Annotated in this window: 9 protein-coding genes; 8 read left to right on the plus strand and 1 reads right to left on the minus strand. The window is 51.6% G+C overall.

The genetic code is table 11. The features are described from left to right. Position 1 precedes the first annotated feature (1 nt). From recO to acpS, 3 genes are read left to right on the plus strand one after another with little or no spacing between them, the layout of a single operon-like run. Complete coding sequence (gene recO / locus CR46_RS0110135) at positions 2 to 694, plus strand: DNA repair protein RecO (RefSeq protein WP_030072498.1); 693 nt, start codon at positions 2 to 4, stop codon at positions 692 to 694. A 35-nt stretch (positions 695 to 729) separates the two neighbouring features. Beyond that, positions 730 to 1,536: a pyridoxine 5'-phosphate synthase gene (gene pdxJ, locus CR46_RS0110140; RefSeq protein WP_030072500.1), complete on the plus strand. Its 807-nt coding sequence runs from the start codon at positions 730 to 732 to the stop codon at positions 1,534 to 1,536. A gap of 1 nt (position 1,537) precedes the next feature. Next, positions 1,538 to 1,915, plus strand: a complete 378-nt coding sequence (gene acpS / locus CR46_RS0110145) for a holo-ACP synthase (RefSeq protein WP_030072502.1) — start codon at positions 1,538 to 1,540, stop codon at positions 1,913 to 1,915. 7 nt (positions 1,916 to 1,922) lie between these two features. On the opposite strand, the gene CR46_RS0110150 is transcribed toward acpS, so the two are convergent. After that, positions 1,923 to 4,625: an ATP-binding protein gene (locus tag CR46_RS0110150; RefSeq protein ID WP_030072504.1), complete on the minus strand. Its 2,703-nt coding sequence runs from the start codon at positions 4,623 to 4,625 to the stop codon at positions 1,923 to 1,925. 91 nt (positions 4,626 to 4,716) lie between these two features. Between CR46_RS0110150 and cysM the strand changes: the two genes are divergently transcribed. The 5 genes from cysM to ppc all read left to right on the plus strand — a co-directional run bounded on the left by cysM (position 4,717) and on the right by ppc (position 12,961). After that, entirely contained in the window at positions 4,717 to 5,613 is an 897-nt protein-coding gene (cysM, locus tag CR46_RS0110155) for a cysteine synthase CysM (protein ID WP_030072505.1), read from the plus strand. Further along, a complete protein-coding gene (rlmD, locus tag CR46_RS0110160) occupies positions 5,614 to 7,080 on the plus strand; it encodes a 23S rRNA (uracil(1939)-C(5))-methyltransferase RlmD (protein WP_030072506.1) in 1,467 nt (488 codons plus the stop codon). 70 nt (positions 7,081 to 7,150) lie between these two features. After that, positions 7,151 to 9,427 carry a GTP diphosphokinase gene (gene relA / locus CR46_RS0110165; protein ID WP_030072508.1) on the plus strand — a complete coding sequence of 759 codons (2,277 nt, stop codon included), beginning with the start codon at positions 7,151 to 7,153 and terminating at the stop codon, positions 9,425 to 9,427. Further along, a complete protein-coding gene (gene mazG / locus CR46_RS0110170) occupies positions 9,427 to 10,272 on the plus strand; it encodes a nucleoside triphosphate pyrophosphohydrolase (RefSeq protein ID WP_030072510.1) in 846 nt (281 codons plus the stop codon). Before relA ends, mazG begins: the two co-directional genes overlap by 1 nt. A gap of 40 nt (positions 10,273 to 10,312) precedes the next feature. Continuing rightward, positions 10,313 to 12,961 (plus strand): phosphoenolpyruvate carboxylase, encoded by a 2,649-nt coding sequence (gene ppc, locus CR46_RS0110175; RefSeq protein WP_030072512.1) that lies wholly within the window; start codon positions 10,313 to 10,315, stop codon positions 12,959 to 12,961. Positions 12,962 to 13,011: the final 50 nt, after the last annotated feature.

The raw sequence follows: 13,011 nt of genomic DNA on the forward strand, positions 1-13,011 counted from the left end.
GATGTCGGCAGAGCCAGCGTTTTTACTGCACCGCAGGCCATACCGTGAAACCAGTGCGCTGGTGGATTTATTAACCCTTAATCATGGTCGTGTACGCGCCGTTGCCCACGGTGGGCAACGGCCAGGCTCTAAATCCCGCCAGCGGCTGCAACCGTTCACTCCTTTGTTTGTGTCGTGGCGGGGGGAGCGTGAGCTCAAGCGATTAATGCTGATGGAATCGCGTGGACATACTGCTTTGCTTGCTGGAGAAGGGTTGCTCTGCGGCTTATATGCCAATGAAATAGCGACACGTTTACTGCCTTTGGAGCTAGCTGCGCCAGAGGTTTTTGCATTTTATGGCGCGCTGCTAGAAGCGCTGCCCACGCCAGCGAGCCGGGCCTTGGCACTGCGACGTTTCGAGTGGGCGCTGCTCGAAACGCTAGAAGCAACGCCACGCTTCTGCACCTGCGATGGCGGTGCACTTGATCCTCAGATGCGTTATCGGTTTGATGCAGCAAGCCGTGCTTTTGTGCCTTCAGAGCAGGGCATAGAAGGCCGCTCATTAAGTTATATAGATCAAGGTGATTGGCAGCCCGCTGGTTTAGCAAGTGCATTGAAAGCGGTAATGCGGGCAGCGCTTGCACCCCATTTAGGAACGACTGTTTTACGCTCTCGAGAATTAATGCTCGACTTGGCCCGCCGCCGACAGCGTTAAGCGGGCATCTCAATATCACTTATTGGAGACACGCGATGCATCCTCCTCGGATTTTATTAGGCGTTAATATCGATCATATTGCGACGCTACGCCAAGCGCGTGGTACTCGCTATCCCGATCCCGTTCAAGCGGCACTGTTAGCAGAAGAAGCGGGCGCTGATGGTATTACTGTTCACCTGCGTGAAGATCGCCGTCATATTCAGCCCAGAGACGTTCGGCTGCTAGCAGAAGTGCTCAACACGCGCATGAATTTAGAGATGGCCGTTACTGAAGAGATGCTAGCGTTGGCTGAGGAAGTACGCCCGGCGCACGTGTGTTTAGTGCCAGAAAAGCGTGAAGAGCTAACTACGGAAGGAGGCTTAGACGTTGTCGGTGGTTTTGATCTTATTGCTGATGCTTGCCGACGTTTAAGTGCAATCGGCTGTGATGTATCGCTATTTATCGATCCTGAAGAAGCGCAAATTGATGCGGCCATTCGTGCTGGGGCACCAACGATTGAACTGCATACAGGAGCTTATGCAGAAGCAAAGCCTGGTAGCGAGGCAGCAACTGCTGAATATGAACGCTTGAGTACGGCAGCCATTCATGCTGTTTCTGCAGGATTAGTGGTTAATGCCGGTCATGGCTTGCACTACCACAATGTTGAAGCGATTGCAGCGCTGCCAGGTGTTAATGAGCTCAATATTGGTCACGCCATTATTGCTCGTTCGCTTTTTGTTGGGTTGAAGGAAGCTGTTCAAGAGATGAAGCGTTTGATCATTGCTGGTCAGGAAGCCGGGTTAATGGCGGCCTTAGATGCTCACGAGCACGAGCACGAACACAATGGCTGTTGCAGCCACTAAGATGATTGTTGGAATTGGGTCGGATATCGCCCGTGTCGAACGCTTTACTAAGGCAGTAAAGCGTCATGGTCCACGCTTTGCCCAGCGAATCTTAGGACCTGAAGAGCAGGCTGTTTGGCAGATGAAAGGTCAGCCTATTAGCTATTTGGCAAAGCGATTTGCAGCAAAAGAAGCGTATGTTAAAGCGCTTGGGCTTGGTTTAAGAAGTGGTATGCAATGGAGTGATATTCAGATTCTCAATGATCCTCTGGGTAAACCAAGCCTACAATTAAACGGCGAGGCGCTTCGTCTTTTTCAAGCCAGCGGTGCCTCTGCTGCCCATATAACGCTCAGTGATGAAGCCGAGTACGCGGTGGCATTTGTAGTGCTTGAGCGCTAACGTTCGTTTAGCGCTCATATAACGTGCTCCGCTGCTCCTGTAGGCGCTTGATGGCGGTATATAACTCATCAAGTAAATTCTCAGCTTGATCCAATCCCCCGGTACGCAAACGTGTTTCCAGTGTCTCAACCGTTAAGGCTAGTTCAGGTGCGCCACAGTAACGACAGATGCCATTGAGCGAATGCACATGGTCAAGCAGTGCTGTAAGGTTGTTTTTTGCAAATGCGCCGCGTATTGCTTGCTCGTATTCATCTAAGCTATCGATTAGCCGCTTCAACTGCTCTTTCGCAAACTCAGTTTTTCCACCGGCTAGTCTGGCGCCTAGTTCAAGGTCAATCGCAGGTAATGAAAGCGGTGAATAAGGAGTAGTGGAGACTGCATTAGGTGTTTCATCAAGCGCGTCAGTAGGCAGTGCAATCCCTAAAAAGCGCAGTAATTGCTGCTGTAATTGAGCTTCATTGATAGGTTTTACGAGTACATCGTCTAAACCCTCTGAGAGCCACTGTTGGCGTTCAGCGCTGAGTACATGGGCAGTCACTGCAATAATGGGGCAGCGTGCCCAGCTATTATTAATGCGCCGTAATGCCTGAGTGGTTTGAACACCGTCCATATCAGGCATGCGAATATCCATCAGTACCATGTCGGCTTCATACTGGCGTGCATAGTCCAGTGCTTCCTGACCGCTAGCGGCTAACACAATGTTGATGTGCTCATTTTCGAGCATGGCTTTTAATAGTTCACGGTTAGGCGCGTTATCGTCAACAATTAAAATCGTGAATGTTGGAGAAGGAAGTGCTTTTTCCGATTGAGTATTGACGGAAGAAGACGCAGTTTTAATGGGTTCTATTAGCTGTTTAAACGTGGCAGCAAGCTGTGCTCGAGTAAATGGTTTACATAACATATCACCCCCATTGGGAAGCTCCCAGAGAGGTAGTTCGAAGCTAGTAGTATTTGCAAGTATCAGAGTAGGGCAGGGCGCTTGAGAAATTATTTTTTGCCAATAGGCTTTTTTTTCACTAATAAAATCATCTTGCTCAAGGCCTAAAATAAGCAACTTTTCATTACCTGGTTTATTAAACGGAATGACAGTTGCTTCCCAGCGTTTCAATAGGTGTTCTACTACATTGCGAGTAGGTAGATGGGGTTCATGCATGCGAATAATCGCGCCATCGAGGGAAAGTTCTGGCGGCCGTTCACTTGCTAAACTTGCCAGTAATGGCAAAGTGAATGAAAAAGTCGTGCCTTCTTTCAGCGCACTGTTAACCGAAATTTCCCCACCCATGCGTTGAATAAGTTGCCTACAAATAGTGAGTCCCAGGCCGCTACCACCGAAATGTCTAGAATGGCTAGGTTCTGCCTGAGTGAAGGCACTAAATAGCTGCTTTTGTTGCTCTTCACTCAAACCAATCCCTGTATCGCTTACGCTAATACGTAACACCAGATGCTGGCCTTCTTGGCTATCCAGCATGACGCGAATGATGACGTCTCCCTTAGAGGTAAACTTCAAGGCATTGCTGATTAAATTGCTAAGGACTTGGTGAATGCGTAGCGGGTCCCCGCATAATATGGGTGGTACATCCTCATATACCATCGCTACTAAATGTAGCCGCTTGCGTTGTGCTTCTGGCGCATGAAGGCCGATCACTTCGTCCACTAGCGATATAATATCGATGTCGACCTCTTCCAGTGTGAGCCTATCTGCTTCAAGTTTAGAGAAGTCCAGCACATCATTAACAAGCATTAGTAGGTTATTGCAGGCACGATGCACATGCTCCAACCACTCTTTTTGTCGAGCGTCGAGAGGGGAGCGACCTAATAAGCGACAAAATCCGATAATGCCGTTTAAAGGGGTGCGAATTTCATGACTCATATTGGCCAGAAATTCGGACTTTACTGCGTTCGCGCGAAGAGCACTTCGGTGAGCAAGGTCGAGTTTGATATTTTGCTCCTCGATTGTCTCCATGGACTCCTGTAATTCAGATGTTGCTTGCTCGATTTGGCTCTGCAAATCATGCTGAGCCTGTTGGAAATGCTTTGCTAAGCTATTGATATGTTCTGCGAGTTGCCGAAACTCTGCGGGCCGTGCAGCAGCAATAAAAAGCCGATAATCTCCCCTCGATAGGCGATAAAGTGCTTGATTTGCTTCTTCAATGGGACGTGTGGCGTATCGGCTAATGGCGAATGCAGCTAAAAAAAGTAGTAGGCCAAGTAGCATGCCACCTAAGCTAAGGCTGGCAATAAGCTTGTATCTTTCTAGCGTAAGGGTGCGAATATCTAATTCAGCTTCAAGCCAGCCGGTATTAGCGAGTTCAAATTGCTGGTCGGGGAAGGTGCGCAAGGGGACCTGTAATCGCCAAATGGCGTCATCGATAGTCAGCGTAGTGGTATTGGGAGCATTTAGGCGGGGAGGAAAAGGCATCGAACGACCAAGCACTAATAAACGGCTACCCTGCTCATCAAAAAGTGTCACTGCGCGTAACTCTTTGTGTTCTAGGAGCTGCCTAGCAATAACTTCCAAACGAGATAAATCGCCATCTGCCATCGCGTTTCCAAGGCTTGGTGCCAATAATTCGCCAGCGCTAACTAACCGTTCTTTAAGCATATCGCGGCTGGTTGTCTCGTTTTGCACCACTAATAACAACGCCATAATGGCATAAACAAGTAGCGGAAATCCGAGTAACGCAAATAGCAAACGCGTGTTTAGAGACATGAAAGAAGCTCGTTGATTCAATGAGGTTGCCTGTCAAGCTTACGGCAGCACCGATATAATGCAGCATAATAGTGCTGATAAGGAATGTACGATGAATTATCCCACGCTCGAAGATGTGGTTGGCAATACACCGCTGGTTCGCTTAAAGCGCATAACTGCCGGTCGCAACAATACCTTGCTTGCCAAGCTAGAGGGTAATAATCCCGCGGGTTCAGTTAAAGACCGTCCGGCACTGTCTATGTTAAGTGAAGCAGAAGCACGGGGTGATATCGTTCCGGGCGATACGCTGGTGGAGGCAACTTCAGGTAATACGGGTATAGCGTTAGCCATGGCTGCGGCTATTAAAGGCTATAAAATGACGTTAATCATGCCTGAAAACGCTTCGGAAGAGCGTAAACAGGCGATGGCCGCTTACGGTGCTACCCTGATTTCAGCTAGCAAAGAGGGTGGAATGGAAGAGGCGCGAGATATTGCCGAAGCAATGATTGCAAGAGGCGAGGGTAAGCCGCTAAACCAATTTGCCAACCCAGATAACCCGCTAGCGCACTATCGTACAACAGGCCCCGAAGTATGGCAGCAAACAGGCGGTGAAGTGACGCATTTTGTTAGCTCAATGGGCACAACCGGCACGATTATGGGTGTTTCCCGGTATCTGAAAGAGCAAAACCCAGCGATCCAAATTGTTGGTCTACAGCCTGCGGACGGCGCAAGCATACCTGGGATTCGTCGTTGGCCGAAAGAGTACCTACCATCGATTTTTGAAGCACCGAGGGTTGATATTACTCTTGATATTGGCCAGCAAGAAGCAGAAGCCCACATGCGCCGCTTGGCTCGTGAAGAAGGTATTTTTGCAGGTGTCTCCTCAGGTGGTGGCTTAGCTGGAGCGCTGAGGATCGCGGAACAAACCGAAAATGCGGTCATTGTCTTTATTGTTTGTGACCGAGGTGATCGCTACCTTTCTACAGGCTTATTTGCCCCGGAGTTATAAATGGCCATGTTGGGTAAGCGGCGGCCATCTCGGCCCGCGTCAGGACACTCGGGGCTAGTACGCAAGCCAAGCAGTAAAGCTGAGCAAAAAGAGGGCGACTCGACCACGCTAGTGGTGGAGCGTCTAGCCCATGATGGCCGTGGTGTAGCGCATACTACTGCCGGTAAAACAGTCTTTATTGATCAAGCGTTACCCGGTGAGCACGTTGATGTGGCGGTACACGTGACCCGCAAGCGGTATGACGAAGCGCATATTAAGGCGCGCCTTACGACGTCAGAGCAGCGGGTCGAGCCTCCTTGTGTTTACTTTGGCCACTGTGGAGGCTGTGACTTACAGCATTTAAATCTTGCTGCACAACGCCAGCATAAGCGCGATGTGGTGACTGAGTTAATGGCACGCCAGGGCCTTACGCTAGGTTCCATTGCCGCGTTAGATGGTAGTAGCGAGCACTACCGACGTCGTGCCCGTCTTGGGGTTAGAGTTGATGGTCAGGGGAATGTTCTCCTTGGGTTTCGAGCACCCAATAGCCACCGATTGGTTGATATTGAACAATGCTACGTGCTGGTACCCGCACTGAATGAATTAATGCTTCCTCTACGGCAGCTATTGGCAACACTAGAGGCTCCTCGTCTCGTTGGCCATGTTGAATTGCTGGCAACCAATGAAGCGACGGTAGTACTGGTGCGTCAGTTAAAAGCCCATGACCAGGATATGGCTCGCTGGCAGCGTTTTGCGGAGCAGCAACAGATCTCGCTAGGCACCTGGTTAGGGCGGGAAACGCCTGTTTTGCACTGGAATGGTGCGCGTAATAACACAGGGCCCGCTCTGCAAGATGTGCTTAACCTTGAAGAGCTCGGTATTCAACGCGTGAAATCGTTAATAAACGATCCTCCTTCTTCAAATGAAGAGGCATCAAAACAATTAACGTTACGTTTTTTCCCTGGTGATTTTTTACAGGTTAATGCAGAGGTTAACCAAAAAATGGTCGCTCAGGTGTTAGCATGGTTGAAACCAGCGCCAGGACAACAGCTAGTGGATCTTTTTGCTGGGGTTGGAAATTTTAGCCTCCCTTTAGCAGCCGCTGGCGCACAAGTGGCGGCCATAGAAGGCAACCCAGCGATGGTGGAACGGATAACTGCCAATGCTGACGCTAATCAACTGGAAGTACATGCGCGGCAAGCAGACTTAAGTGACGCTAGCACAGTGCAAATGCTGTTAAGCGAGCATCAACACGTTGATGCGATTGTGCTTGACCCTCCCCGCAGTGGTGCAGAAGCAGTTTGCCAAGTAATTGGCCGTTACAACATACCGCGGGTGGCCTATATTTCTTGTGACCCGGCAACGCTTGCTCGTGATGCGGCACATCTTGTGCATGCAGGTTATCGCGTCAAGCAAGTCGCAGTGGCAGATATGTTTCTACACACTGCGCATCTGGAAACGCTGATGCTATTCGAATACGAGGGCTAGCCTGCCTATTGCATCAAGCCTCGGTGACGGAACATGGATAGCCGTCACCCTGAAAGGATGAATCATTGTCATGGTGAAAGTGCGTGAAGACCAGCCGCTTACTGAAAGCGGAAAAGTGGACATACAGCAGTGGTTAGCGCGCCTTCAAGAGGATGTGCGCTTACGCGAGCCTGAGCGATTATTGCAGGCGTGTGAACTTGCCGAACAGTTAGAGCGAGAGGCACCGCAGACCCATCGCGTGTGGCTCTCACCAGGATCAAGTTTTCGCATGGGACTGGAAATGGCCGACATACTGGCCGAGCTTAAACTTGATCAAACAACCCTTGAAGCTGCCGTATTGTACCGTGCTGTTCGCGAGGGGCTGCTAAGTCTAGATGCCGTTACCAAACGTTTTGGTGAAGAAGTTGCGAAGCTGATTGACGGCGTTTTGCAAATGGCAGCTATTAGCTACCCGCTAGCGCCTAACCATAGTATGGGACAGCATAACCAGCAGGAAAATCTACGCAAAATGCTGGTTAATATGGTGGGGGATGTGCGTGTTGCGCTGATTAAAATTGCAGAACGCACCTGTGCTTTGCGCCAAGTGAAAGACGCCCCCCGTGAAAAGTGTCTGCAGGTAGCACGTGAAGTTGCCGATATTTATGCGCCGCTTGCTCATCGACTAGGGATAGGCCAAATCAAGTGGGAACTTGAAGACCTGTCGTTCCGCTATTTGCATGAAGAAGAGTACAAAGCGATTGCTAAGCTGCTGGCTGAAAAGCGCTTAGACCGTGATCGCTATATTCATGACGTGGTAGAAACCATCAAGAGCTTGATGGAAGCCCAAAATATTCATCATTACGATGTAGATGGGCGAGCCAAGCATATTTACTCAATCTGGCGCAAAATGAAGCGTAAACGGATTGATTTTTCCCAGGTGCACGACGTGCGTGCGGTGCGCATTCTGGTTCCTGATGTGGCCGATTGCTACACGGTGTTAGGGATCGTTCACTCCCGTTGGCACCATGTTCCCAATGAATTTGATGACTATATCGCCAACCCGAAGAAAAATGGTTATCAGTCGCTGCATACTGCAGTGATGGGACCAGAAAATAAGGTGCTGGAAATCCAGATTCGCACCTTTGCTATGCACGACGAAGCAGAGTTAGGCGTATGCGCGCACTGGCGATATAAAGGCCACGATACCAATGCTAAAAGCCGCAGTTATGAAGAGAAAATTGCCTGGTTACGCCAAGTGCTTGAGTGGCAAGATGAAGTGGGTGGTTTTGGCGATCTGCGAGAAGGGCTCTCTAGCGATGTAGCGCCAGACCGCATCTATGTCTTCACCCCTGATGGTCATGTCATAGACCTGCCGCGTATTGCCACGCCTATTGATTTCGCTTACCGCGTGCACACTGAAATTGGTCACCGCTGCCGTGGCGCAAAGATCAATGGCCGGATAGTACCGCTGACATATAAGCTAAAAACTGGCCAGCAAGTCGAGATTTTAACGGCCACCAAAGGCGGCCCCAGCCGCGACTGGTTAAACCCCAGTTTGGGCTATGTGCGCACCTCGCGCGCGCGGGCCAAAATTCAGGCATGGTTTAAGTACCAAGCGCGAGACCAAAATTTAGAGGAAGGGCGGTCGCTGTTCGAGCGTGAAATGCGCCGTTTAGATGTTGAAGGGCTTGACCTTACTAAGCTTGCCGGTGCAGTTAACTACCAAAACGCCGACGATATGTATGCGGCGCTTGGGGCAGGCGACCTGCGCATCGGCCAAGTACTTCATCAAGCCCAGCAGTTGTTTGGTGAAACGGACGATCAAGAGCAATTAGATCGGTTGCTGGCGAAGCCGCGCCGCCAGACAAGTAAAGCGACCCAAAGTGATATCACTGTGCTAGGTGTTGGTAACTTAAAAACCAGCATGGCGAATTGCTGTCGGCCAGTGCCAGGCGAACCGATTGTTGGCTTTATTACCCAAGGTCGCGGCGTCACTGTACATCGCCAGGATTGCAGCAACATCCTTCAATTGCGTATGGAAGAGCCCCAACGCATTATCGAAGTTGAGTGGGGCGAGCGCGCCCAGACCCGTTACCCCGTCACTATTGAAATTCAAGCCTGGGATCGCTCTGGCCTGCTGCGTGACGTGACCGGGCTACTAGGCAACGAGAAGGTTAATGTATTAGCAGTGAACACACTGACCGATACCGACGAGGGGATCGCTCGTTTACGCATCACTCTGGAAGTCGATGGTCTAGAAGCGTTAGGCCGTTTGTTTTCCCGTATCCAGCAGTTGCCCAATGTCACCGAAGTGCGTCGTTTGCGCAATGCAGACCCAGAGAAAAATGTCCGTAAAGGAGGCGCCTGATGCGTTATAGCGTAGAGGATCTGCTGACATTGATGTCGGTACTTCGTAATGCGGACCAGGGGTGTCCTTGGGATATTAAGCAAGATTGGGACAGCATCGTGCCCCATACGCTTGAAGAGGCTTACGAAGTTGCTGACGCTATCGAGCGGCGCGCTTTTGATGAATTGCCCGGCGAACTGGGTGACCTGCTGTTTCAAGTGGTTTACTACGCCCAGTTTGGTGCCGAAGAGCAGCGCTTCGACTTTCACGACATCGTCGATACATTGACCGCAAAGATGTTGCGACGTCATCCGCATGTATTTCCTGATGGCACGCTAGCGTCACGGCGCCCACCTGGAGTGAGTGCCGAGTACGTACAAACCCAGCAGGTCAATTCACGCTGGGAAGCGCTTAAAGCCGATGAGCGTGCCGAGCGTGCACCGCAGAGCGCACCCTCTGTACTTGACGATGTTCCACGGACGCTGCCTGCGCTTAGTCGTGCTGCTAAGCTTTCAAAGCGCGCCGCTAGGGTCGGGTTCGACTGGCCGGATGCCAGCGGTGTGTTGGACAAAATACGTGAAGAGCTGGCTGAAGTTGAAGAAGCCCTAGCCGAGGGCAACCAACAGCACGCTCAAGAAGAAGTTGGCGACCTGTTGTTTGCAGTGACCAATTTAGCTCGCACCTTGGGCGCTGATCCTGAGCAATGCTTGCGTACCACAAATACAAAATTTGAGCGCCGCTTTCGCTACGTAGAGCGCGAGCTTGCCGCCGCTGCGCGTCCGCTAGCCGACGCCTCGCTTGATGAAATGGAAACCCATTGGCAAGCCGCTAAAGCACAAGAAAAACGCTTACCCCTTAACAACTGACTTTTAACAACTAATGCGACCCCGTAAGGAGGCCATGCCAATGAGTCACGACCTACACGAATCGCTACGTGATAACGTGCGTATTCTCGGTGATAGCCTGGGCCGTACGATTGCCGATGATTTAGGCCAGTCATTTGTTGATAAAATTGAAACGATTCGTGCCCATGCCAAGCGGGGACGCCAGGGCGATTCACTGCAGCAGCGTGAGCTTATAGAGTATCTACGTCAGTTGCCTGAACGCGATCTGCTGCCAGTGACGCGTGCGTTTAACCAGTTTTTGAACCTTGCCAATATTGCTGAGCAGCACTACCGGGCGCGCTTTCGCCGGGTGGAAGACTACAAGCCTGGCTCCCAGCCCGTACTTGGTGAGCTGCTAAGCCGTGCACAGCAGGCGGGTAATTCACCCCGTAAATTAGTAGAAACCCTGGCCAGTATGCGCGTTGAGCTAGTGCTGACTGCCCACCCTACAGAAGTTATTCGCCGCACGTTGATTCAAAAATACGACGCTATCGACGAATGCCTAACCGCCATTGAAAGCTCTGAAGACTACCCAGAGCGTGGCACTCGTGCCCAGGGCCGCTTGGAAGAGTTGATCAGTCAGGCGTGGCATACCGATGAGATTCGTCATGAACGGCCAACCCCCGTGGATGAGGCCAAATGGGGCTTTGCGGTTATCGAAAACTCCTTATGGCAGGCAGTGCCAGACTTCCATCGCGATTTGGATAATTTATTACTCGATACTGCCGGCGAACGTTTGCCGTTGGATGCCGCGCCCATTCGCTACGCCTCCTGGATGGGCGGTGACCGAGATGGCAATCCAAATGTCACCGCGCGGGTAACGCGAGAGGTGCTGTTGTTGGGCCGATGGATGGCCGCTGATCTCTATTTACGTGATCTTGAACAGCTGAAAACCGAGCTTTCAATGTGGAAAGCCAACAGCGCCTTGAAGGCAGAGGTGGGAGAAGTTGCCGAGCCTTACCGCGAGCTGCTTAAGCGTCTGCTAAATAAAATGGAAGCCACACGCGACTGGGCTAAAGCAGAGTTGGACGGCCGTAACTATGACGGTGGACCAATTATTGAAACCCGAGACCAGCTCTACGCGCCACTGCTGGCATGCTACCGCTCGCTGTGTGATGTCGGGCTGGACACCATCGCAAACGGTGCGCTGCTGGATACCTTGCGTCGGGTAGCAGTGTTCGGTGTCACGCTGACCAAACTTGACTTGCGCCAAGAGGCCAGTCGCCATGCCCAGGTAATGGAAGAACTCACCAGTGCATTGGGCTTGGGCCATTACCAGGACTGGAACGAAGCACAGCGCCAAGAGTTTCTGCTCGCTGAGCTTGAATCACGGCGGCCGCTGATCCCACGCCGTTGGGAGTGTTCGGCAGAATCCCGTGAAGTGCTCGATACCTTCAAAGTGATTGCCCAAGAGCATGCTGAAGCGTTGGGTACCTATATTATCTCGATGGCTGCCGAGCCTTCTGACGTATTAACCGTTGCGTTATTGATGAAGGAGGTGGGCGGCCAAGTCACATTGCCTATTGCACCACTGTTTGAAACCCTCAACGACCTTGATCATGCGGGCGATGTGGTTGACCAATTGCTGGCGCTTCCCGGTTACCGGGCCCTGGCGAAAGACCGCCAAGAGGTCATGATTGGCTATTCAGACTCTGCTAAAGACGCCGGACAGCTTGCTGCTGCCTGGGCACAGTACCGTGCCCAAGAATCGTTAGTGAACGTATGTGAAAAACATGGCGTGGATTTGACGCTCTTTCATGGTCGTGGTGGCACCGTTGGTCGTGGTGGCGGCCCCGCGCATGCGGCGATCCTTTCCCAGCCGCCGGGCTCAGTGAATGGCAGCCTACGGGTAACAGAGCAAGGCGAAATGATCCGCTTTAAGTTTGGTCAGCCAGATATCGCGCTGCGCTCTATGGAAATTTACGCCTGTGCGGTCATGGAGGCGACATTATTGCCACCGCCTGCACCTGAGCCTCACTGGCGTGAAGAGATGGAGCAGCTGGCGAAAGTGGCCCATGCCGCCTACGTGGGCGTGGTGCGTGAAGATCCTGACTTTGTTCCCTACTTCCGAGCGGTTACGCCGGAAGGCGCACTGGGCAGACTGCCGCTTGGTTCTCGGCCGACTAAACGCCGTCAAGATGGCGGCGTGGAAACCTTGCGAGCGATTCCATGGATTTTTGCCTGGACACAGATTCGCCTGATGCTACCCGCTTGGTTGGGCAGCGGAGAAGCATTCTCGCGGCGTATAGAGCAGCCAGGTGGTCGGGAAGTGTTGCAAGAAATGCGCAGTCAGTGGCCCTTTTTTGGCACCTATCTTGATATGTTAGAGATGCTATTGGCCAAAGCGGATGTCGCGATTGCCGCTTACTATGAGCATCGTTTGGTCGATGAGCCTTCGCTGAAAGCGCTGGGTAAGAAGTTACGTGAGCGTTTTGAGCGGCTTGAAAACGTGGTGTTGGATATTCTCCAGCAAGAGAAGCTGCTTGAAAACACCCCGCTTATTCGCCAAGCAATTGATGTGCGCAACCCTTACATCGACCCGCTTCATGGCTTGCAAGCGGAGCTTCTACAGCGTAATCGGGACGCCGATGGTGCTATTAGTGCAGATCTCTCTCGTGCGCTTATGGTGACCATGGCCGGTATTGCGGCAGGTTTACGCAATACGGGTTAAGCCCACTGTTTTGCTCAATCAGCGCTGCGGCCATTTGGCGGCAGCGCTTT

Source organism: Vreelandella neptunia, from assembly GCF_000712975.1.
Taxonomy (GTDB): domain Bacteria; phylum Pseudomonadota; class Gammaproteobacteria; order Pseudomonadales; family Halomonadaceae; genus Vreelandella; species Vreelandella qaidamensis.